Origin of the sequence: Flavobacterium sp. RNTU_13 (assembly GCF_046614455.1) — a bacterium.
In the GTDB taxonomy this organism is placed as follows: domain Bacteria; phylum Bacteroidota; class Bacteroidia; order Flavobacteriales; family Flavobacteriaceae; genus Flavobacterium.
On record NZ_JBKJHB010000001.1, the window covers coordinates 55,019 to 77,556 of the forward strand.

Here is a 22,538-nt window from a genome sequence, read left to right on the forward strand (position 1 = left end):
GTTCTTTATACCTTCTCAGACTTTAAAACCCCGGCTACAATATCCATTACTTTATTAAATTGTTGCTCTCTGGTAAGGTTGGTATTATCAATTTCTATAGCATCTTCTGCTTTCCGAAGGGGTGAATCCTGCCTGTTACTGTCTATATAATCCCTTTCCTCAATATTTTTAAGCACCTCTTCGTACTGCACTGCTTTACCGGACGCTTTAAGTTCGTTGTACCTTCGGGTAGCGCGCTCAGACGGGGCAGCAGTCATAAATAGTTTTAATTCGGCATCCGGAAAAACCACGGTGCCTATATCCCGGCCATCCATAACAATACCCTTATCAAGACCCATACTACGCTGTTGTTCTACCAGTTTTTCACGTACAGGAGGCAAGGCTGCTACTTTACTCACAGCCCCCGAAACCTCCATAGAACGAATATCTTCATCTACATTTACGTCGTTAAGATAAATTTCGCTACGGAAGAGGTTAGTGTTGTATTGAAACTTCAGATTAATGCTTGGCAGTTTCTTTAAAAAATCATCTTCGTTTAACACGCCGTTTAGCACAAAGCCATTATTAATAGCGTATAATGTAACAGCCCTGTACATGGCTCCGGTATCTACATATATGTAGTTAAGCGCCTTTGCTATTTCCTTTGCAAGCGTACTCTTACCGGTTGATGAAAACCCGTCTACAGCTATGATGATCTTTTTATCCAAACTAAAAATTTCTATTTATTGTGTGACAGCAAAACTAGTTAATATCTCCGAAATATCCTTTAAGACACGTAAAAATACGCAAAATCTGTTCTTCATCCATACCTGTGCCCGAAGGCAGGCACAATCCCGTTTCAAAAAGACGCTGGCACACTTTACTCCCAAAGTACAAATATCCTTTATATAGAGGCTGCAAGTGCATAGGTTTCCAAAGCGGCCTCGACTCTATGTTATGCGCATCTAAAACCTGCCTTAGTTCCTCTGTAGATTTACCGGTACTTTGTGTATCGCTTATAGTAATGCAGGTAAGCCAATGATTAGAACTAACATTACTATTATAATTTGTAAAAACCTTAACCCCCGGGATACTTTTAAAAAATGAGATATACTTTTGATGAAGCTCGTTTTTTTGCTGTAGCCTAAGAGGCAGTACCTCCATTTGCCCGCAACCAATTCCTGCCGAAATATTACTCATCCTATAGTTATACCCCAGAACACTATGTTGATAATGACTTGCCGCGTCACGCGCTTGTGTGGCCAAAAAAACAGCTTTTTCTTTTAGCTCGGGCGCCTTGCAAACAATGGCTCCACCGCCCGAAGTGGTTATTATTTTATTTCCGTTAAACGAAAGCACCCCAAATGTGCCTAGCGTACCGCACTTTTTGCCGTCTATGGTACTGCCCAAGGCCTCTGCCGCATCCTCGATGATGGGTATATTATAGCGTTCGGCAACAGCATTTACATCATTTACCTTGTAGGGCATACCATATAAATGTACGGCTATTATTGCTGCGGGCTTTTTCCCGACCGATATACGAGCTTTGATGGCAGTTTCAAGCTGAACCGGACATATATTCCAGCTTTCGGGTTCGCTATCTATAAAAACCGGTGTTGCACCTACATAGCGCACGGGATTTACAGAAGCTGCAAATGTAAAACTTTGGCAAAGCACTTCATCGCCTTCTTTTATTCCCAGCAGCAGTAATGCTAAATGGAGGGCTGAAGTACCTGAATTAAGAGCGGCCACATGGCTGTTTGATTCTAAATAATGTTCAAGCTTTTCTTCCAGCCCCAAAACGTTATCTCCTAGTGGGGCTATCCAGTTTTTTTTAAATGCATCATTAATATAATCAAGTTCTGTGCCTCCCATATGCGGTGGCGACAACCATATTCTTGAACCTGAATCATGCATATAAATTGGTTTTTAAAAATACAACTTGGGTAGTTTACCTGTTAATGTACAAATAATAAGCTTAATATCCATTAAAAGGCTTTGATTATTGTAATAGATAAGGTTTAATCTTACCTTATCCGGGAAAATAACTTCGTCGTTATATTGCTGCGGGTTTTCAACATTTTGCAGCAGGTATTCTTCTGCGGCATATTTAATACTTGCTGGCCCTGTAAGCCCCGGACGAAGATTAAGCAGGCACCGATTATTCCCTGTAAGCCGGTCATAATATCCGGGAATATCGGGGCGCGGTCCCACAAAACTCATTTCACCCTTTAAAATATTGTAGAGTTGTGGCAGCTCGTCTATTTTATACTTCCTAATAAAGGCTCCAATATGGGTAACCTTTCCGGCGGCATCCATAGAACGGATTTTATATATTATGAAATTACTACCAAAACGCCCTACTCTAACCTGTTTGTAAAACCCACCTCCTGAAGAAGTAAAACGCACTATGAACCAAAAAAGGAATATTACAGCACTTAACGGTATAAGTGCAATAAGAGATAAAACAATATCAAAAATTCGTTTTCCCAATAAAGGATGATTTTTAATGTATTAGTATGCTTTTTCTTCTCCTTTAAATATGTTCCATACCGTTAAATAAATAATTTTTATATCCAGGAAAAAACTCCAGTTTTCCAGATAAAATATATCGTAAGATACCCTGTTTTTTATATCAAGGTCTGATTCTATCTCACCGCGGTATCCGTTAACCTGTGCCCAGCCTGTAATACCCGGTTTTATAAGCTGCCTTACCAGGTAGTTATTAATAATTTCCTGATATTGGGCATTCTGCACTGTCATGTGTGGCCTCGGCCCTACTATAGACATGTGCCCCATAAGTACGTTCCAAAACTGTGGAAACTCATCAAGGCTGGTCTTCCTTAAAAAGGCGCCTATTGGCGTAATGCGCGAATCTCCTTTGGTAGCCATTTTTTTATCAGACTCTTTGTTTACATACATACTCCTGAACTTAAGGCACCAAAACTCTTTTCTGTCCCTACCCAGCCTTTTCTGCCTGAATAAAACCGGACCTTTAGAGTTAATTTTTATAAGTAAAGCTATAATTATAAACAGCCAGCTGCAGATAAATACAAGTACACCAAGGCTAAAAACAATATCAAAAGTGCGTTTAATAACTTTATTATATGTTTCTTCCAGCGGTTCTTTTCTTAACGAAACTGTCGGTATGTTACCAAATTGCTTAAACTCGTAACGGTTATAAAATTGAAAATGGAAATCAGGAATTATCCTTACACGGATACCCGCCTTGTCTACCACTTTTGTTATTTCTTCTATTTCTTCTATAGTAATCCCTGGCGTGGCCACTATAACTTCATTTACCTGATGGTTTACAAGGTATTCTTCCATACGAGAGAAATTACCAAGGTATTTACCCAGATACTCGTCTTGAGTGGTATCATCAAAATATCCTAGTATGTCGTACCCTAAGTGTGGATTGTTTGATACCAGATCTTTAAACTGCCTGGCACTGTTACCATGCCCTAAAATAATTACATGCCTTAAGTTATATCCCTGCCCCCTAAGGAACATTACAAACCGGTTTATTATATATTTTTCGGTACCGAAGCAAAGCATAAGCAACGCAGGGTATATAAAAACAAAGTTTGTAGGTAAAAACGGTTGTGAAAAATAAGACACTATAACTATGCTTAGTGCCAATATTACTACCCCCTTAAACGTTTTGTATATTTCCAGTGAAAATCCCGGCCGTAAACGATGGTCGTTATAAAGATTACTAGATGTACCGCTATAAAACCATACGCACAGCAATATAATCAGCAGGAAAAATTTTGATTTAAAATGCAATGCAAACGTATCCGGTTGAACAATGTATACACATAGTACATAGGTTAACGCCACCACAGAGAGGTCTGCTATTAGCCTAACCAGCGATATTTTATTTAAATACTGTTTCATTTTAAAGATACGGCGGTTAACTTTCTAATTTGTGCTGCCACTGCGTCAGCACTACCAAATCACATTATAGTTTAAGCGCATTTAAAACCCCGGTTAACGACCCCGGATTGGTTTTGCAAAGTTTGGAATTTTCTGTTAAAAAAAACAGATATAGTGTTACGGAATGGTAAAAATTTATTTTTCTTTTAATGCGCGCAGTTTTGCCTCAAAATCTTTAAGAATATTGGTTTTACTTAAGAATCTTTCAGCATATTTACGTGCATTGTTACGATACACAGACAAATCAGTCTCTGGTGCAATTGCTTTTCCTATACTTTGTGCCAGTGCCTGCGGATTTTCCGGTTCGCATATTATGCCCATATCATGCTCGCTCATCACGTTAAAAAGAGACGTGCCAGGTTCTGCAGTAACAATTGCACAGCCCCCCGCAGCTAAAATCCCCGTAAGCTTGCTTGGCATAACAAGGTCTGCAGCAGACTTTTTCTGCAATACCAAATGTACATCGGCAGTTGCCAGCAATGCCGAAAGCTTTTCATACGGCTGTAAAGGATAAAAAGATACCCTGTCCAGATTTTTGGCTGCTGCCATTTGCTGAAGCTTCTCTTTACCTCCGCCAGAACCAACAATAATAAAATAAACATCTTTGCGATCCCTGTAAATATCGGCGGCATCTATAATACTTTCAAGCCCTTGCTTTTCTCCCAGATTACCACTGTAAAGAATTACTTTATCATCCATACCTATACCGAATTCTGTACGTAATGACTGCTCTTTCGGCAACGGACGTATAGCACTTTCGTCTACCCAGTTAGGAAACATAATTTGTTGTGAGAAAGGAATGCCTTTTGCTGCAATTTTATCGGCCATACCCTGGCTTATGGTAGATACCTTTGTACTTTTTCTAAGTATAAAGCGTTCAAGGCCAAACATAATGTTTAAAAATGTCTGATTTTGAATCATTCCAAGCTCTTTGGCTGCATCTACCTGAAGATCCTGTATGTGGCTAACCATAGGAACTCCCCTAAATTTAGCATAAATAAGCGGAAGCAGTCCTAAATGGAAGGGTGGTGCAGCACAAAAAACTGCGTCAAATTTCTTTGAAAAAAGAAACTTAAACCAGTATGGCAATACACCGAGTATAAATGAAAACTCATGAATAATCCTCTTTTTAGAATTAACCTCTTTAGGAACATACAGCGGTACGCGGTGAACCTTAGCACCATCTATGATTTCTGTAAACCACTTTTTGCCTTTATAAGCATCATGTACTTCCCATTCAGGATAATATGGTAGCGCAGTTACCACATGTACATCATGCCCCTGCTGAGCAAACCAGCTCCCCATTTCTCCTGTATACTTGCCTATTCCGGTAAGTTCCGGGCTATAGTTAATTCCAAAAATAAGTATCCTCATTTACAAATCCATTTATTACTAAGCTTATCTAAAGCAAAAATCCCTATAAATCCTCCGGAAATATTTAAAACAATGTCGTCTATATCAAATTTCCCGATATGTAAAAAATATTGTGTAAACTCTATCATTAGTACCACTAATACTATGCTTACACCAATAAGTAATTTATTGTTTTTTTTTCCGGAAAGCACCGAAGCAAAAAAGCTAAATGGGAAAAACAGTAGTAAATTCCCGGTGATCTCTTTTATAATAAACCACTTTTCGTTGTTATACAGCAACGAAAAATTTTTTATGTAATTAATCTTTTCCTCAAAAGGAACAAAGTTTATGTTACCTGTTAAAAAAAGCTTTCCATATCGCTCTGTGGTAAACAATGTTAAAAAAAACACTGTAAAGTAGTAACAAACAGCCACTACTTTACCCGTGTACTTTATTAATCTGCTATCCACCAAACTAATTAAATGGATTAGCAGCTATATATTTTTCCCACTTCCAGGCAGATTTCATCATTTCCTCTATTCCTAATGCTGCAGACCAGCCCAGCAGATTAGAGGATTTAGTAACATCTCCCCAAACCTGCTCTACATCTCCAGGCCTACGGGCACCAATGGTATAGTTAAGTGTTTCGCCGGTAGATGATTCAAAGGCATTAATAACTTCCAGTACCGAAGTACCTTTACCTGTACCAAGATTAAATACCTCATAGTTATCTTCGGCAGCAGCACTTTCAAGCCTTTTTATAGCACTTACGTGTGCCTTGGCTAAATCTACCACATGAATGTAGTCGCGAACCGCGCTACCATCAGGGGTATTATAGTCGTTACCGTACACAGTTATAGGGCCACGTTTACCAATTGCAGACTGCGTTATAAAAGGCACAAGGCAGTTAGGCACACCTATAGGTAGCTCCCCTATAAGGCCTGTTTCATGCGCTCCTACCGGATTAAAGTATCTTAATGAAATTACGCTAAGATCTTTATTTATATTACAGTAGTCGGTTAAAATCTCTTCGCATATCTGCTTTGTATTTCCGTACGGCGACTCTGCTTTTTGTACAGGTGCATCTTCAGTAACAGGAAGTACTTCAGGCTGACCATATACGGTGCAAGACGATGAAAACACAAAGTTCATTTTCCTGTCTAAACTCTCCAGTATATTAATTAGGGAGTACAAATTGTTTTTATAATATTTAAGCGGCAATTGAACTGACTCACCTACAGCTTTGTATGCCGCGAAGTGAATTATCCCGGTAATATCTGTATGCCTGCTAAGAAAATCCTGAACCTTAGCTTCATCGCAAAGGTCAAAAAATTCGTGCTCAGGCTTTTTACCGGTTATTTTTTCAATCTGGTTTAGTATTGCAGCTTCAGAATTAGATAAATTATCTACAATTACAACTTCGTACCCTGCATTAAATAACTCTACAACAGTATGAGAACCGATGTAGCCTGTGCCACCTGTTACTAAAATCTTTGCCATGCTACTAACTATTATTTACTAAGTACTTTATCAAAATATTCAATGGTTTTTGTAAGCCCTTCCCTAAGCTGTACCTTTGGTTCCCAATCCAACTCTTTCTTAGCAAGAGAAATATCCGGCTGCCTTTGTTTAGGATCGTCCTGAGGAAGTGGCATAAATGTAAGTTTTGATTTAGAACCTACAAGATCTAAAACATTCTCGGCAAGTTCGAGCATAGTAAACTCATTAGGGTTACCTATGTTTACAGGTCCGGTGAAACCTTTAGGGGTATTCATTAACCTGATAAAACCTTCTACAAGATCATCTACATACTGGAAAGAACGGGTTTGATTACCGTCGCCAAAAATAGTGATGTCTTCACCTTTTAATGCCTGAACAATAAAGTTAGACACTACGCGCCCGTCTTCAGGGTTCATTTTTGGCCCGTAGGTATTAAATATCCTTACAATTTTTATATCTACCTGGTTTTGGTTATGATAGTCCATAAATAAGGTTTCTGCACAACGCTTACCTTCGTCATAACAAGAGCGTATACCTATAGGGTTTACGTTACCCCAGTAACTTTCCGGTTGCGGGTGCACGTGCGGATCACCGTAAACTTCGCTGGTACTTGCCTGAAATACTTTTGCATTAACCCTTTTTGCAAGTCCTAAAACGTTAATAGCCCCCATTACAGAAGTTTTTATCGTTTTTATAGGATTATACTGGTAGTGAACAGGGCTTGCCGGACAGGCAAGATTATATATTTCGTCTACTTCGGCAAAGTATGGTTCTGTAACATCATGGCGAACTACCTCAAAATAAGGATTATCCATAAGGTGAACAATGTTTGACTTACTGCCTGTAAAGTAATTATCAAGACATATTACTTCATTACCTTCATTTAGAAGTCTTTCGCTTAGGTGCGAACCAATGAAACCGGCACCTCCGGTTATAAGTATCCTTTTTTTCATATCTTTCTGAATTCTTTGATCTTTGTTTGAATCTGTAAAAAATAATTAGACTTAAATCGCGCAAAATAGTAGCCCTCTTTTCCATCCAAAAATCCCATCTTAAGGAGATAAGACCCTACAAAATAGACGAAGGGCAACCAACCTGTTTCCAGAAGTCTGTATTTAAACTTTTGCCTTTTATTTAAACCTTCAAATCCTGTTTGAAGCAGTGTCATGTAACGGCGCGCCTCCCAAGTAGAATAAGCATTATGTTTGCCAATGTAATGCTCAAGCCCCTTAAAATCATTATGTATTATGTGCGACTTAAACTCTCCTACTTTACCCTCAACTATTGGATGTTCATGAACTTCCATATCAAGATGGCTCCATGAATCCTCATTGATTCTTTCATACTCTCCTTTACCTACTCTAAATAAAGGAAGTTTCTTAAATGGGTCTCCATGCTTAAGCTGCTTTCCCATAAAATAATTTACAAAAACTATCCAGTAGCCATTGTATTCCGGCCTGTTTATTGCCACCTTAAGCTCCTCAATAAACTCATCAGTCATATACTCATCGGCATCCAGAAACAACACCCATTCGTTCTTTATATTAAGGTTTCTAAGCACCCAATTCCTTTTCTTTGGAAATTGTCCGTTCCAGTCAAACTGGTGCACTTCAGCCCCATATTCTAGCGCTATCTGTGCCGTTTTATCTGTACTCTTAGAGTCGATAACCATAACCTGATCAAAGCCTGTAAGGCGATCAAGGCAACGAACCATATTAGGCTCTTCATTTTTAACCGGCACTACAACCGTAACAGGTATTTTTGACATATTATATTAAATACTGTGTTATACAAAATATTTATCTACTTGCGGTACACCATACTCTTGAACACAAACCTACTAAAGCAAGTGTATTTACCTGGTAAGGTTTCTAATCAGAAACTAACAATCCTTTAGCTCCCTGGATGTAAGCGGTTTACAGGGAAAGCCTGCACAAACCATCCAGTCAGGCATGTCTTTAGTAACCACAGACCGCGCACCTATAACGGTTCCTTCTCCTATAATTACACCGGGATGTATAAATACCTGTGCTGCCACCCAGGCATTTTCTTTAATAACAATAGGCTTAGTATAAAGAGGAAATCCTTTTAATGTATAATCATGTGTACCGGTACATATATAACTGCCCTGAGATATTACGGCCCTTTTACCTACAGTTATTCTTCCCTGCGAATATAATTCAACTCCATTAGCAATTCCGCATTCATCATGCAATTCAAGGTTCCAGGGAGCCCATATTGTTACACGTGGATATACGTGTACACCCTTACCTACCTTAGCCCCAAAACATCGTAAAACTAAAGCGCGCCAAGCATGTAATGGCTTCGGCGAGTATTTAAAAAACACCAAATATACCACTGACCAAACTACCCTCATAATTCTGTTAGAAAAAGAGAATGATGCGCCTTTAAAAGTATCTTCGTTTACTTTAGCCATTTATATTGTTTTCAAAAATTGTTTTAAATCTAAGTGCCGCGTTTTTAACCGAAAAAAAAGATGTATAAACTTCATAAGCCTTTTCTCCTTTTTGGTGCTTTTCTTCATTTGTAAGAGACAGCCACTTTACCAGCGCACTCTTTACTCCATCAAAATCGTCATTTACTACAACGCCTCCATCTCCATTCTTAATTTCCTGCCAAATGTTAACTTTATCAGTTATTAAAACGGCTTTGCTACACGCCATGGCTTCAACTATGGCAATGCCAAAATTTTCCTGATGACTGGGCAGTACAAATGCTTCGCTGTTGTAAAATGCCCCCCATTTCGCCTCATTCTTCAGCATACCCGGAAAGTGAATTTTCTTACTCCTGGAAGCTAAATCCTGTAGCTGTTTGCCATATTCTGTATCTAAACCTGGACCTGCTATTACAAGATCTGGTATATTGTTGTTCTCTTTTAAATCTAAATAGGCTTTTATAAGCAAATCTACTCCCTTCTTTTGATGGATTCTGCTCATAAAGACAATATATGGAGCCCCTTGCTTTAAATCAGGACATGTTTTATAAAAGGCTTCATTCATTACCTGACTATTGTACGGTGGTGGCGGCTGAATACCGTAACCGATATTTAATTCACTCTGCGGCTTATAGGGCGAAAAAGGTTCCCTTGCCAATTCCAGCTCCTGCTGGCAGGTAAACAATACACCATTACACCCATTAACAACTTTTCCTTCAAAAAGCGCATAAAAAATAGTGTTCCGTAGCGCTTTTATACGTCGCTCAGGTGCCTTCTGAAAGTATGGATCCAGCATACCGTGAGGCATAACATACAGTTTAGGATAACTGCTGTTTGTTTTTTTATACTTCTTCCATGCCTTGTAAGTACCGTAACTGTTATACTGCCACAAACCATGAATTACAACCACATCAAACCTGTGAAAGTTATCTTTTAGCCAAGTGCTTAGTTTTTCGTTGTACGAGTAAGGCCCCTTACCATTACCAAGTGGATGGATGGTAAATGCAGACGATGACAAATAAGATGAATCAGGATCATCAAAACAAACCACCTCATTGTATACCCCTATTTCCTGAAGTGCCGGAACCATATTACGAATACCCTGAGATGGACCGCCATGCTCGGGATTCATAGTTGTTATTACGCGTATTATCTTCATGTTATGAGGCAACTATGTACTTATATATTTCTTCTATTTTGTCTAATGTAGCAGAACTGTCAAACCGAATAACATTCTGCAGCCCCAATGCTACATATTCCTCCCTCTTAGCTTCAGATGCGAGCAGGGCTAATATTTTTTCAGCTGACTTTGCAGCCCAGCACAGGGTAACTTCGTTATTTTCTGGGCAACGTTCCAGTAGGCAAGACGCATTTCCAGCCACTTCATTCATTGGAGCTTCATCGGTCGTAGCCACTACCGTACCACTAGCCATAGCCTCTATAATAGGCCAACCGAATCCTTCAGCCAATGAGGGGAACACAAATACATCGGCACCAGAATACGCCTCATTAAGCAGGTGATTTGGTGCATTGATAATAAAATGAATATCTCCCTTATATTTTGATTTATTAAATTCTTCGGTAAGCTTAGCTGATGGGGGAGTACCTAAAAGCACCAAGGGCAAAACATAGCCCTGATCCCTGAGGCTATTATAAATTTTTATAACTCCCACCCTATTTTTATACCATTGGTTCCCGCCTACATGCAACACATAGCCGTTAGGTACGTCAGTATTTATATAATTTCCTATTACCTTACGGCATGCTGCTTTATCCAGCAAATAGAAAGGCTGGTTTAAAGCATTATAAACAACAGTAGTATACCCAGGGATGCTTGGACGCATAAAACGCAATAAATCTTCTTGAGTCTTTTTAGAGATACATATAAAATTCTTCGCCTGTAAATAGCCGCGTTTTATAAAATGCTGGTATAGTTTACCGCTAAGCGACGTAGGGTTTTCGGGTATTTCGTTTAATGCAGAGCGTTGTGCTAAAAAGTCATGGCAATGCACTATGTGCTTTCTGTCTTTTATAACAGGAGCATACGGCCCTAACGCATGGTCAGTAAGCACATACAGTGTGTTACCCGGTAATGCGTTCACAAGTTTCTTTAACCGTATAGGGAATATCAGGTATTGGTCTATATAGCCCAACCACTTCTTTAAAGATGCAGGCGCAGGCAATTTGTAAAACTTAGCTTCGGGGCGAACAATTTGTACTTCATACCCCTTTATTTCCATACCTTCGGCAAGCCATGAGGCATAGCGCGGCATACTGTTAGAGCCTAAAAACAGTGGATGTGTTATGAATACTATTTTCTTTAGCTCCATCAGGCAAATACTTTTTTAGTGTTACTATCCATACCAGCAATAAGAAAGCCTCCCGCCAGTACAACAAAGCCTAAAGCATTAGGTTGGGATAATGTTCCCTGAATAATGTTTACAAATGCATAACTTAAAATAAGCCAAGGCATAATATTACCCTGTCTCAAATTCTTGTATGCTACAGATGCAAGTCTTAGTGTAAAAAACACTCGGGTTAATATGAATAGTACACCTAGAATCATTCCAGATTCACGGGTAAGCCTACCCCATTCACCCTCTGAAAACTCTACCATAGTACCTCCTGTTAAAAGCTGCGCGCCAACGTTAGAACCTGCTCCCAAACCATAGCCTAAAGGTGGTATATCCCCGTCGAAGGCACTTAAGAGGCTGTATCCTATAATACGGTTACTGATTATACCCTCTGCACCACCTTCACTCTTATTGGCTGAAGTAAATCTGTCTGTAAAGGCACCTGAAGCCGTTTGGAAGAAGGCAAACTGTTGTAGTACACCAAAAAGCATAACAATTGCAATTGCCGCCCCAAGCATTCTACTGAAAGTTCTTTTATTTTGGGACACCAAAAAAAGACTGAAAATAAAGGTAATGCCTATAGAAAACAGTACCGTACGACTTATACTTAATGGTACTGCCGCAATCAGCGCGAAGGTGCTTGCCCATAATAAATACTTGGGTACCTGATTTTTTCCATTAAACCAAAAGTAAAATATAAAGGGTGCCGTAAATGAGTAAAAAGCTGAAAGCCCGCTAGTAAACGAAAATGTTCCGGGAACACGGTAAAAACCACCTCCTCCGGAAAAGCCAGATCCGTCACCTTCTCCACCTACACCTCTGTTTACCCATGCACTCTGCGGGCTGTAAAATTGTACCGCTACCAGTAAAGTCATCAAAATATTAATTATCAAGATGGCTCTACCTATTTTTACCATATCATCATAATCAAAGACACGGCCTATGATAAATATTAGTGGAAAGTGTAACACGAAAATACGCAGCCCGTATATTGCCACAAAAACGTTACCATGACCCGCCAAAAAAGTAAATATAAACGTTAATATGGTAAGCATTGTAAGAGCCCCGTTAAAAAGGTTTTTAGGAAAAACTCCTGCCCTTATGGCTAAAAAAATCATGTATATAGCCACCGGATCCCTTACAATAAGTAAAGGTCCTGCTAATCCCGGAACAACCCATTTACGTAGCGCACCCTCAAAAATAAGCAATAAAAAATATAACCAAATTGCCTTTTTGATATACAAAATTCTACGCAGGTTTATTTTGCCCTGAATATCATTAAATACTATTTTCTTTGCCTGTACGCTCATTATAAATTATTAATAACCCCACGGGCATAACCCTGCCACGAGTATCCTAAGGCCTTGCTACGGGCAGCAGCCTTCATTTGAAACGTTCTTTCCCTATCCGAAGCAAACCAGTCTATATGCGATGCTATGGCATCGCTATTGTTTATCGGCACGCAAAAACCTGTTTCACCTTCGGTTACCAAATCATCACAGCCAGTGTTCGGAGTAATTATTATAGGTAATCCCTGGCTCATAGCCTCCTGTACAACTAGTGCTCTGCCCTCTACAATAGATGGCAGGCAAAACACATCGCACGAGGCCATAGTTTTAAGCACTTCTTTGTGCGGCATAGTACCTAAATATGTAAAATTAGGCATTTGGTTTTTATAAAATTGAAAATCATCCTGCAGGCTACCTACAACAACCAGCTCTATTTCTTTGGAAGATAATAACTTTACAGCATTAAACAAATCCGCAAGCCCTTTTCGTTGTCCCATGCTGCCCGCAAAAAGAATTTTTAACGGCCTGTTTTTTACGATTTCCCAAGTAGGTTGCTCAATATCCGTGCGTGGCGCCGGAGAACCAAACGGTGAAATAATCACTTTTTTATTCATCTCAGCCGGAATCGAATCGGCTACAAATCTGCTTGGTGTGGCAACTACGTCGGCCAACTCCATTTCGCGCACTTTTCTGTCGAGTTTTTCCTGCGAATCTTTTATACCGCCTCCAAGAGTTTTTGCCCATTGAGGGTATATTTCACTCTGTCGCATCATTAGTGCACGTCCGGTAGCCCAATAGGCTATGGGCAGATCATAAACTTTTTTTATACCTAAGCGTGTTGCTTCTTCAAACTGAAAAGCTGCACCATCTTCATATGCGTATACACCTTCAAGTCCTTTTGGATTATTTTTGATATATTCAGCAACCTGCATGTCCAGCGTATGATAAATATTATCTACGCTGTACTTTTGCGGCAACGGACTTGTTTTATTAAATTTCTTATATAACATCCTGCCTACTTCGTAATAAGGATATTGTACGGTATACGGTTTTACAGCTTCGCTGTATGTGCGCTTTTCTAAATCTTTTAGCCCGGGAAGCTTACTAAACATTCCGGTAAGGTTATTATCAAAACGGGCTATGGTTGTATAAAACTTAAGCAGCCTGTTTTGGTGCTCAAGCTCATTAATTATAGCCCTTACGTTTTGATTTCCAGTAGGATGGCTTACAACAAACATACTTTTTTATGTGTTTAGGATAGTATCTTTTTTGCTGTTGCTATAACAAATCTTTTTATGCCGGAAATAGTGTCGGGTATAAACCCGAATCCATTTTTGTACATAGCTATTTGCCTTTTCACCTTACCACTATCCGACAGGTTTAACAACGCCGTTTCCAGTTCATTCTTTTCAGCTTCGGTAAAAACTTTAGACTGCAGGCTTGAGGCATGCCTTAATGCAAAATTTTCCCTTGCCTTACTTAATACACCAAGATCCCAATTTCTTTTTTGAAATGCAGGTAAAAAAGCCAGTGTAAAAACAGCATACAAACCCTGGAGTTCTGTAATTTTTCTTTTTACCCTAAGGTTCTTAGAGTCATTCCACACCCTGTATTTAGAAAGTGTAAGCGGTACAAATACATTACCATATCCAGCATCTGCAATGTTCACTGAAAGAAAGAAATCTTCGGCAAAATTCGTAGGTGCCGTTATGTAATTTACCTTTTCTAAAGCTTCCCTGCGAAACATAATTATGTTTGCAGCAACTTTATAGCCCTTAACTGTTTCTTTTAAGCTCGTATCGGCATCAATGTATTCTTGTTTCCTTGAAATCTTTCTATGGCGGTTTTCATTACCATCATCATCGATTTCTATAACATTTCCATGCCCATAGCCGGCATCTTTATATTTAGAAAGAAGGCCTCCTATTTTTTCTATATACTCCGGCAGTAGCAAATCATCAGAATCCAGTTTAAGGATAAACTCTTCTTTACCATGTCTAAGGCACTGGTTTGTATTTTCTTTCATACCAAGGTTTACCGGTTGGTGTAATACCTTAAGTATAGAAATTTCGGCAGCCAGCCTATCTAAAATTTCTTTAGTATTGTCTGTACTGCAATCATTAGAAACTATTATTTCCTCAGGAAGTACTGTTTGAGCCATTACGCTTCTTATACACGCCTCAACATAAGCCTCCTGATTATATGTAGGTATACAAACCGAAATCTTTTTCATCACTATTTGTTTTGAATATTAATTATTTTACCCAATCCATTTTCAAACAACAATACTACTCTCTCAAAAGAATTACGCCAAAAATCTACTTTCCATTCAGTAACCCTGGCTATAAAGTAAACAACAACACAAACTAAAACAATTAGCGAGTATACATGCATAAGATTAAAGCGATCATAAGGTAATACCGAAGTAAATAAAAACAGTAATGGTGTATGGAAAAGGTATAATGTAAAAGTACAATTACCTACTATCCTTGACTTATCGTATAGCCAATCAAATATCTTATTATTTTCAAAATATTTGCTGATGTATTCAGATAATTTAAATACAGACAGCATGTTTAGAACTACAATAAGCCCGAACAAATAATCAGCAAGATAATTCCATGAAAAGAACAGTTTATAGCCAAAGAGAGTATTGTCTGCAGTACTTTTCTGAAGTGGCATTTGTTCTACATTATGTATATAATAAATCAAAAGTACGGTAGAGACAGAGCTAAGCACTAACGATACTATAAAATTCATTTTTATTTTTTTTTCTTTTATATAAAGTACACTGCCCAGTAACCAAACAGGGAACAGCAGTAATACTTTAGGGAAAGTAAGGCATATAATGGCCCCAAATAACGGCCACTTCCATTTGCCTTTATAAAGCACAAAAACAGCAAAGAGCACATAATACATTACCTCATACTGTACTGACCATAAAGCCGTTTCTAATGGAGGAGTAGCACATAAAGTGTACGCCTGGGACAAGAAAGAAAGATTTAAGAAAAATCGGGGAACTAAAAAATTATAGTTTTCAATATCTGCAAATAACTGCGGATACAGGTTTACGAGCAAAATAGATACGATAATTGAAAAAATAATGGCAGGCAGCATTACAGAATAAATTCTACCTAACCTGGCTACCATAAATTTTTTAAACGTTACATTAGGCCGGGTTCCTGACATAGTTATTAAATAACCGGAAAGCACAAAAAACACCATAACATAGCAATGTGATTTAGCATACAAAAGCCCAAATTTTTCTGTAAACTGGGGGCTTGAAATATATTGTTTCCCTGCTATATCTTCAGAACTTACATGGTATATAAACACATAGAACGAAGCTATGATACGCAACACCTCAAGATAAAACGACTTTAATTTATTCATGATCTCTTTAGCTTATTGATGATAAAACACCCTGCGTATAAACACTGCTTTTCCAGTTAATACATTCTTTATGGCCTGCCATACACGTAGGGAAATGATTCCGCTCCAAGTGTAAGCATGGGTGGCACGGAGCCACCGCATCTATAACCTTACCTCTAAAAACTGGCGCTATAATACGTGATTTTCGCACCTCGGTTATGGTTACGGTGGTATTAGTTGTAGCAAACTGCAACAGGTGCGACGGAAAACTGTCTGTAGTTACCGTCCATGCCGCCTTGTGCGACAAGGCTATAATATCGCCGGGTTCTTTGTAAAAGAACACCACTTTAAGCCCTGCCTCTAAAAATGCGTTTGCATCTTTATCTTTTACAAAAAAGGCATAATAGGCATCAGGCAAATTTTGCTTAGCCCACCATACCGGTACAAACTGCCTGCTTGTACCCGTAGGGAACACCACTACCTTTTCTCCTAAATCTTCAGGAAACTCTAGTTCTGGCGATGTAGGCATCTCCGCACTGTTAAGCTTTTGGTATATTATATCAGAATCAGCTTCCAGCTGCATAATGTATTGCTGGTATGTTGCTGACCTGATTTTCTTTATACCTATTATATCCAGGTAACCCTGGTATTTTTCTATCCATTCCCAACCGGGAAGCTGAACAACGTTTAATACCGATGCGATATTAAACATAAAAATATTTATACTGTCTTTAAGCTTGCGGTTGCCTTTATCAAATATTACTGCCCTATGGTAGGGTACAACATATTTTTTTCCCTGCGTTATGCCGCCTAACATGCTGCGTAAACCCAGACTTGTATATAAGTATTTACACTCGGTTTTATCTGAAGTAAACTGAAGCCTGTCGCCAAAGGTGTACTGGGCAAGGTTTTGCATAAATGGCGGTACGTAAATATTATAAGTAAACTGGGGTAAAATCTTTGCTACTGCATAAAAACTTACCAGCCTCATCCAGATGTCGCCATTTCCGCCCGAAGATATGTCTATGTTTAATTGCTCCGCCATTATTTTTTATGCTTGTTTGTTCTTGTACAGCTGAGGATTCAGTGTAGGGTCGTTATACATTTTCAGCTGCCTGTACACCTTAAATTTAAGCACGCCACCTTCAAGGGCTGCAAAAATATCTTCAAGACACTTGGCAAGATCCGCAATCTGCTCGTCAAGTATGGCTACCTTAGCGGCACAGTTAGCCTTATGCTGTTCATTTGCATCAGGTCTTATTGTTTCCTCATACATGTGGTAATGCTTAAGCGACATAATAGAAAGCCTGTCTATCATCATACCCGGTGTTTCAGAGTGTTGCTTAGATGCTACAGGTATATTGTGTTCCTGTAAGTATAGTAGTATCCACTCATCTATCTTTTCCATAGCGTTGTTACGCGCCTGATTATATTTGTCTATATTCCTTTTAGCTTCTACTATACGAAGCGGATCTATATCTTTTACACGGGCAATATCTTCCTCGTGCCACAACGAAAAGTTAAAGTGATGGTTTTCCTCAATAAATTTAAACGGAAGTAATTCCTCTGTAAGAACCACTTCTGTATGCCAGGCTTCTACTTTATCTTTGTGTAATTTTAATATTTGGTCAACAGATATCATAACTATAATGTTTTTAATAATTCTATATACTTATTTGCAATATATTTAACGCCAAATTCTTCGGCAGGTTTATTAACATATTCCTTATAATAAGGCATAATGCGGTCAGAGTAATCCGGCAGGTATTCGTTTACAGGTACTTCCACCTTAACATTATGATATTTTAAGGCTGAGTATACACCGCTTTTGCCTATGTGTTGCTGTGGTGTACAAGATATGGCTACGCTTAGCAACTGCATTACTGTTGAAACTTCGGCAGGACTTAATAATCCGAGTACGACAAAATTAATTTTACCTTTAAAAAGCTCTTCTAAGCGCTTAATTTCATTAATTCCGTAATCTCCTATACGACCAAAACTTATAAAACCGATTTCCTTATTGGGATTATTCTTAACAAGGTCGACCAGCAAATCCTCTAATCTTGCCTGCGGGTACAACGTACCAAAGATACCTAAAAGCATCCATTTATCTTCTTGCCCTTCGGGCACACCCAGCTTTTGGTATACTGTTTTTACATATTCCAGGTTCGGCGGACTCTTTCTTATATTACTGAACAAAGGAAGTATCTTTGCCTTTATACCTGCTGATTCCGCTACTAACTGATACAGCACATTTGAAACCGTAATAAGCCGTGGTTGCAATGTTTTTACAATCCTTTTAGCCACCTGCCTTTGAAAAAAGCCTATAATCTTGTGCTTAAAGGGCGATACCGTCGATATTCCTATCCATATTTCATGGAACATGATATGCCATCTTACATCAGCCTTAATTTCATGCAACATTGAAGCGAAGCCTGTTGGAATCCCTTTTTTATGAAATGAGTAGGGCACATACTGCAGGCTTACCCAGTCAGGATTAAAACTTTTTATAAAAGCATTAACTTTAACCCCTTTCGTTTTCCAGTCCAAAGACCTTGGCAGTCGTATAACCGATATATGAACATCTTCCTCATACTGAGTACTTTTGCTTTCTTCGCTTACAAAAGCATCATTAAGAGCTAAAAGCACTACATCATTGCCTTGTAAGATTAACTCTGAAGCCAACAGACGCACATAGTCTCCTACGCCGTCTTTACCTGGTTGTGCAGAGCCGCATATAAATACAATTTTCATGCAGTGTAAATTTACTTACTATAAAATCTTACCAAAAAGCTCCAAATTAACAACTGAAACTTCATAATCTTAATTTTCTTACCTGTAAACGGTTGTAAAGGACCACTGGCTTGATTCCAAAAAAGCTTATCAACCATTCTTGGCTTGATTCCCTTAAAGAATAGTCGAAATGGGCTTATTGACCACGGTTTCGCTGCACCAAGGGCATGAGGAATAGTTATTAAACCATTTTCAAACCCCATTGCTTCCTTACCTGCAAAACTGATATTTCCGTTATATACCTCTACAGCCGCATTCATAGCATCTTGGTCGGTCTTACTAAAAGGATCAAAGTCACCATAAAACTGAGCCTTTGGTTTTTCACTAAAAATAGATTTGTCTAATCCACCAATAGCAGCTGACATTTTTTCCTGAATATCTTTCCAAATTTGCAAATACTCTATTTGATGGCGCGTAATACCTATAAAACCACCGTTTACATAAATGGGATTTTTAAAGCTTAAATCAATATTATAATCTTTAAAATACTTCCTCCAGCTTACCCTTCTTGGATGTAGTTCCTGTAGTGGTGAATTTAAGTCTTCAGCAACCGCAACGCCGCAAGTTGTCCAATTTTCTAAGTATCCAAACGGCGCATTTACAACTATGTCGGGATCTAGGTAAAATAATATATCCGATTTAGTTGATGCATTCATAAACAAATCAAGCATAAAATCCGGCTTATAATTTGTAAGATGCTTCTTTGTATTTAGCGGAAGAAAATATACGCTAAGCCCTTCTCTTACCTTTAGCACCGTGGCTCCGTTCCAATTGCCGAGATCAACTAATGTACCTTGGTTTGCCCAAGATGGTAAAGCACCTTTATAGCCAACAAAAAAATTACCTCTAAACCCATTATTATACGAAGAGTTAATTAAAACAGCTACGCCATAATGATAGCTACCTTCAAAAAGAGTACAAATAGCTGAATCCATAATCTATTTTTTAATTCGAATTAAGAACAAAATTGTATACACAAAATTATACCGCAGCAACCTGCCTGTACCTCGCTACCTTTATTAACAAAAAAGATATTGTTATGACTAACGGTATCAGCGCTGTGGTTAACTGGAAATATAATGCATCAGTTATATTGTCTACCTTAAAAAAATATAAACCAACTACAACTGAAAAGATATTCGTTGTTATTAGTAAAACCGGATTAATAATCCACCCCTGAGACGATGACAAACCATAACAAGCTCCACCTATTAAAGTAAGACAACTAAGTGTCATTGTTAGTAAAAGCTCAAAATTTAGTCCAAGATAACTTTTACCAAGCAAGGACAAAATAAAATCGTCTAATAGCCATGTAAAAAAAATAATGACTAAACAAATTGCTATAAGAAACGAAAAGTAGAGACCAAGGTGCTTTATCATTTTACTTTTATCCGTGAGTTTAGAAAACTGAGGGATGAATAACGTATTAAACATCATTGACACTATAGAGGTAAGCATTGTTATACGTGTCATAGCCCCTATACCCGCAATATCTGAAGAAGTGCCAAAAAAGGATAATAACCACAAGGTAAGTTGTCCTGAAATACAATAATAAATATTACCCGGAAGACTTCTCTTTACAATATTTAAAATATCCCTTTTAACGTTTTCATTAACCCCAGCAGTTTCATCTACATAACTTGCAGAAATCTTCTTAAGCTGAGCGTTACCCCAAATCCTGGGAACTCCGTTTGCAAGAAGCGTAACAAAAGTAAATGGAAATAAAAACACACTTAATGAAGTGAGGGCTAAACGTCCAAAACCTACAAACCCTTGATTTTTTTGCAAAGGCAATACAGCGTGATGCAATTTAGGGATCGTTTCTAATAACGAGTCTGATAAGGCCGCCCAAAAAGCTGGTAACAACGAGGCACAGATTAAAAATATGGTTAATGTTTCAGCTCCCTGCTTATGGAGTAAAAACACTAAAATGGGTAAAGAAACTACTAAACTAAATATAGCAAACTTCCTTCGGAGTACTACACCGGTTTTAAGTACTTCTCCCAATTTAAACTTGTCATCCCAAACTTTACCCCCACTAGACATAACACCAACACCAATGCCACTATCTGCTAAAACCGTCATGGTACCAAGCATAGTAATGGCTATTGTGTAATAAGCGTATTCCTGCTTCGGCAGAAGGTTTGTAACAATTAAACCTGTGGCAACACCAGCCAATTGAACCAGTACTTGCGCAAAACCGGTAACACTCAGCATTTTGCCCCAACGCAAAAACGTAGCGTATCGCTTACTATCTTTTAGAGAGTCTAACTTGTTTTTCAAAATGCAATATGCTTAATTATTACGTCTGTAAGAAACTCAGTGAGGATAAAGAATTAATCTCAATCTTCACTGAGTATATATTCTACCAGTAACTATTTTATCCTGCAACGTGATCCCACTGAGCGTTAAAGTTCCTTTTAGCCCATTCAACATCTGAGGCTACCATTTCTTTAACAAGCCCTGCAAGATCGTACTGTGGCTCCCAGCCAAGTTTAGTTTTAGATTTTGTAGGATCGCCTATAAGAAGATCTACTTCTGTAGGACGGTAATATGTAGGGTCTACTTTTACCACAACCTTACCCACTTCAAGCTGGTAAGCCGGGTTGCTACATGATTTTACTTTTGCTGTTTCGCTTTCGTTTTCACCTTCAAATTCAAGCTCTACACCCACTTCAGCAAATGACAGGCGAACAAAATCACGCACAGATGTTGTAACTCCGGTAGCAATTACATAATCTTCAGCAACATCTTGCTGAAGTATGCGCCACATAGCCTCTACGTAGTCTTTAGCATGACCCCAGTCTCTAAGGGCGTTTAGGTTACCAAGGTATAAACAATCCTGTTTACCCAGAGCTATAGCGGCCGTAGCCATTGTTATTTTCCTGGTAACAAACGTTTCTCCCCTGCGAGGCGACTCATGGTTAAAAAGAACTCCGTTACAAGCAAACATATCGTAAGCTTCCCTGTAGTTTTTAGTAATCCAAAAACCATAAATTTTTGCCACACCGTAAGGAGACCTTGGGTAAAATGGCGAGTTTTCGTCATAAAAACCACGCTCATTTTTGTTTTCAGGTAAACCTCCGTATAGCTCAGAAGTAGATGCCTGATAAATTCTTGTCTTTTTCTCCAATCCTAATATACGAACAGCCTCAAGAATCCTAAGCGTACCTATACCGTCTACATTTGCCACATACTCAGGAGAATCAAAAGAAACCTTAACGTGAGACATAGCACCAAGGTTATAAATCTCGTCTGGCTTTACCTCTTGTATAATTCTGATAAGGTTTGTAGAATCTGTAAGATCACCATAATGCAGTTTAAAGTTTACATTATTTTCGTGCTGATCTACATACAGGTGATCTATCCTTTGCGTGTTAAATGATGATGATCTTCTTTTAATGCCATGAACCATATAGCCCTTTTCCAATAAAAGTTCTGCCAGGTACGACCCATCTTGCCCGGTAATTCCGGTAATAAGAGCTGTTTTCATATATTTCGCTT

At 38.5% G+C, this 22,538-nt stretch carries 22 protein-coding genes; all 22 read right to left on the reverse strand.

Translation table 11 applies throughout. The annotated features are described in order from the left end of the window. Positions 1-5: 5 nt before the first annotated feature. The 22 genes from cmk to gmd all read right to left on the reverse strand — a co-directional run bounded on the left by cmk (position 6) and on the right by gmd (position 22,527). Positions 6-707, reverse strand: coding sequence for a (d)CMP kinase (cmk, locus tag ACLI08_RS00215; RefSeq protein WP_411426439.1), 702 nt, complete (start codon positions 705-707; stop codon positions 6-8). A 34-nt stretch (positions 708-741) separates the two neighbouring features. Beyond that, positions 742-1,896 carry a DegT/DnrJ/EryC1/StrS family aminotransferase gene (locus ACLI08_RS00220; protein WP_411426440.1) on the reverse strand — a complete coding sequence of 385 codons (1,155 nt, stop codon included), beginning with the start codon at positions 1,894-1,896 and terminating at the stop codon, positions 742-744. Positions 1,897-1,908: 12 nt separating this feature from the next. Next, positions 1,909-2,472, reverse strand: coding sequence for a sugar transferase (locus tag ACLI08_RS00225; protein WP_411426441.1), 564 nt, complete (start codon positions 2,470-2,472; stop codon positions 1,909-1,911). 21 nt (positions 2,473-2,493) lie between these two features. Then, complete coding sequence (locus tag ACLI08_RS00230) at positions 2,494-3,879, reverse strand: undecaprenyl-phosphate glucose phosphotransferase (RefSeq protein WP_411426442.1); 1,386 nt, start codon at positions 3,877-3,879, stop codon at positions 2,494-2,496. 174 nt (positions 3,880-4,053) lie between these two features. Next, positions 4,054-5,292 (reverse strand): WcaI family glycosyltransferase, encoded by a 1,239-nt coding sequence (locus tag ACLI08_RS00235; protein WP_411426443.1) that lies wholly within the window; start codon positions 5,290-5,292, stop codon positions 4,054-4,056. After that, a complete protein-coding gene (locus ACLI08_RS00240; protein ID WP_411426444.1) occupies positions 5,289-5,741 on the reverse strand; it encodes a VanZ family protein in 453 nt (150 codons plus the stop codon). The genes ACLI08_RS00235 and ACLI08_RS00240 overlap by 4 nt, the downstream gene beginning before the upstream one ends. A gap of 4 nt (positions 5,742-5,745) precedes the next feature. Beyond that, positions 5,746-6,771, reverse strand: a complete 1,026-nt coding sequence (gene galE, locus ACLI08_RS00245; RefSeq protein ID WP_411426445.1) for a UDP-glucose 4-epimerase GalE — start codon at positions 6,769-6,771, stop codon at positions 5,746-5,748. Between the two features lie 11 nt (positions 6,772-6,782). Next, positions 6,783-7,724 carry a UDP-glucuronic acid decarboxylase family protein gene (locus ACLI08_RS00250; protein ID WP_411426446.1) on the reverse strand — a complete coding sequence of 314 codons (942 nt, stop codon included), beginning with the start codon at positions 7,722-7,724 and terminating at the stop codon, positions 6,783-6,785. Then, positions 7,721-8,539: a glycosyltransferase family 2 protein gene (locus tag ACLI08_RS00255; RefSeq protein ID WP_411426447.1), complete on the reverse strand. Its 819-nt coding sequence runs from the start codon at positions 8,537-8,539 to the stop codon at positions 7,721-7,723. Before ACLI08_RS00255 ends, ACLI08_RS00250 begins: the two co-directional genes overlap by 4 nt. Positions 8,540-8,653: 114 nt before the next feature. Further along, the gene (locus ACLI08_RS00260; protein WP_411426448.1) at positions 8,654-9,208 is read right to left on the reverse strand and encodes a WcaF family extracellular polysaccharide biosynthesis acetyltransferase; all 555 of its coding nucleotides are present in this window, start codon (positions 9,206-9,208) and stop codon (positions 8,654-8,656) included. Continuing rightward, positions 9,201-10,385, reverse strand: a complete 1,185-nt coding sequence (locus ACLI08_RS00265; RefSeq protein WP_411426449.1) for a glycosyltransferase — start codon at positions 10,383-10,385, stop codon at positions 9,201-9,203. The genes ACLI08_RS00260 and ACLI08_RS00265 overlap by 8 nt, the downstream gene beginning before the upstream one ends. 1 nt (position 10,386) lies before the next feature. After that, on the reverse strand, positions 10,387-11,556 hold the full coding sequence (locus ACLI08_RS00270; RefSeq protein WP_411426450.1) for a glycosyltransferase family 4 protein: 1,170 nt from the start codon (positions 11,554-11,556) through the stop codon (positions 10,387-10,389). Next, positions 11,556-12,890 (reverse strand): hypothetical protein, encoded by a 1,335-nt coding sequence (locus ACLI08_RS00275; RefSeq protein ID WP_411426451.1) that lies wholly within the window; start codon positions 12,888-12,890, stop codon positions 11,556-11,558. The genes ACLI08_RS00270 and ACLI08_RS00275 overlap by 1 nt, the downstream gene beginning before the upstream one ends. Beyond that, on the reverse strand, positions 12,890-14,107 hold the full coding sequence (locus ACLI08_RS00280; protein ID WP_411426452.1) for a glycosyltransferase family 4 protein: 1,218 nt from the start codon (positions 14,105-14,107) through the stop codon (positions 12,890-12,892). The genes ACLI08_RS00275 and ACLI08_RS00280 overlap by 1 nt, the downstream gene beginning before the upstream one ends. A 14-nt stretch (positions 14,108-14,121) precedes the next feature. Continuing rightward, positions 14,122-15,102: a glycosyltransferase family 2 protein gene (locus tag ACLI08_RS00285; RefSeq protein WP_411426453.1), complete on the reverse strand. Its 981-nt coding sequence runs from the start codon at positions 15,100-15,102 to the stop codon at positions 14,122-14,124. 2 nt (positions 15,103-15,104) lie between these two features. Then, positions 15,105-16,262 carry an acyltransferase family protein gene (locus ACLI08_RS00290; protein ID WP_411426454.1) on the reverse strand — a complete coding sequence of 386 codons (1,158 nt, stop codon included), beginning with the start codon at positions 16,260-16,262 and terminating at the stop codon, positions 15,105-15,107. Positions 16,263-16,269: 7 nt separating this feature from the next. Beyond that, complete coding sequence (locus ACLI08_RS00295; RefSeq protein ID WP_411426455.1) at positions 16,270-17,286, reverse strand: hypothetical protein; 1,017 nt, start codon at positions 17,284-17,286, stop codon at positions 16,270-16,272. A 6-nt stretch (positions 17,287-17,292) separates the two neighbouring features. Then, the gene (locus tag ACLI08_RS00300; protein ID WP_411426456.1) at positions 17,293-17,883 is read right to left on the reverse strand and encodes a DUF4254 domain-containing protein; all 591 of its coding nucleotides are present in this window, start codon (positions 17,881-17,883) and stop codon (positions 17,293-17,295) included. Positions 17,884-17,885: 2 nt separating this feature from the next. Then, complete coding sequence (locus tag ACLI08_RS00305; protein ID WP_411426457.1) at positions 17,886-18,995, reverse strand: hypothetical protein; 1,110 nt, start codon at positions 18,993-18,995, stop codon at positions 17,886-17,888. 11 nt (positions 18,996-19,006) lie between these two features. Next, on the reverse strand, positions 19,007-19,969 hold the full coding sequence (locus ACLI08_RS00310) for a hypothetical protein (protein ID WP_411426458.1): 963 nt from the start codon (positions 19,967-19,969) through the stop codon (positions 19,007-19,009). A 46-nt stretch (positions 19,970-20,015) separates the two neighbouring features. Further along, positions 20,016-21,317: a lipopolysaccharide biosynthesis protein gene (locus ACLI08_RS00315; RefSeq protein WP_411426459.1), complete on the reverse strand. Its 1,302-nt coding sequence runs from the start codon at positions 21,315-21,317 to the stop codon at positions 20,016-20,018. 97 nt (positions 21,318-21,414) lie between these two features. Further along, positions 21,415-22,527 carry a GDP-mannose 4,6-dehydratase gene (gene gmd / locus ACLI08_RS00320; RefSeq protein ID WP_411426460.1) on the reverse strand — a complete coding sequence of 371 codons (1,113 nt, stop codon included), beginning with the start codon at positions 22,525-22,527 and terminating at the stop codon, positions 21,415-21,417. Between the last annotated feature and the right edge of the window lie 11 nt (positions 22,528-22,538).

Coding starts and splice junctions, on each gene's coding strand:
- ACLI08_RS00220 (WP_411426440.1), bottom strand. CDS start 1,896: ATGCATGATTCAGGTTCAAGAATATGGTTGTCGCCACCGCATATGGGA.
- ACLI08_RS00230 (WP_411426442.1), bottom strand. CDS start 3,879: ATGAAACAGTATTTAAATAAAATATCGCTGGTTAGGCTAATAGCAGAC.
- ACLI08_RS00235 (WP_411426443.1), bottom strand. CDS start 5,292: ATGAGGATACTTATTTTTGGAATTAACTATAGCCCGGAACTTACCGGA.
- galE (WP_411426445.1), bottom strand. CDS start 6,771: ATGGCAAAGATTTTAGTAACAGGTGGCACAGGCTACATCGGTTCTCAT.
- ACLI08_RS00250 (WP_411426446.1), bottom strand. CDS start 7,724: ATGAAAAAAAGGATACTTATAACCGGAGGTGCCGGTTTCATTGGTTCG.
- ACLI08_RS00255 (WP_411426447.1), bottom strand. CDS start 8,539: ATGTCAAAAATACCTGTTACGGTTGTAGTGCCGGTTAAAAATGAAGAG.
- ACLI08_RS00260 (WP_411426448.1), bottom strand. CDS start 9,208: ATGGCTAAAGTAAACGAAGATACTTTTAAAGGCGCATCATTCTCTTTT.
- ACLI08_RS00265 (WP_411426449.1), bottom strand. CDS start 10,385: ATGAAGATAATACGCGTAATAACAACTATGAATCCCGAGCATGGCGGT.
- ACLI08_RS00270 (WP_411426450.1), bottom strand. CDS start 11,556: ATGGAGCTAAAGAAAATAGTATTCATAACACATCCACTGTTTTTAGGC.
- ACLI08_RS00275 (WP_411426451.1), bottom strand. CDS start 12,890: ATGAGCGTACAGGCAAAGAAAATAGTATTTAATGATATTCAGGGCAAA.
- ACLI08_RS00280 (WP_411426452.1), bottom strand. CDS start 14,107: ATGTTTGTTGTAAGCCATCCTACTGGAAATCAAAACGTAAGGGCTATA.
- ACLI08_RS00285 (WP_411426453.1), bottom strand. CDS start 15,102: ATGAAAAAGATTTCGGTTTGTATACCTACATATAATCAGGAGGCTTAT.
- ACLI08_RS00290 (WP_411426454.1), bottom strand. CDS start 16,262: ATGAATAAATTAAAGTCGTTTTATCTTGAGGTGTTGCGTATCATAGCT.
- ACLI08_RS00295 (WP_411426455.1), bottom strand. CDS start 17,286: ATGGCGGAGCAATTAAACATAGACATATCTTCGGGCGGAAATGGCGAC.
- ACLI08_RS00300 (WP_411426456.1), bottom strand. CDS start 17,883: ATGATATCTGTTGACCAAATATTAAAATTACACAAAGATAAAGTAGAA.
- ACLI08_RS00305 (WP_411426457.1), bottom strand. CDS start 18,995: ATGAAAATTGTATTTATATGCGGCTCTGCACAACCAGGTAAAGACGGC.
- ACLI08_RS00310 (WP_411426458.1), bottom strand. CDS start 19,969: ATGGATTCAGCTATTTGTACTCTTTTTGAAGGTAGCTATCATTATGGC.
- gmd (WP_411426460.1), bottom strand. CDS start 22,527: ATGAAAACAGCTCTTATTACCGGAATTACCGGGCAAGATGGGTCGTAC.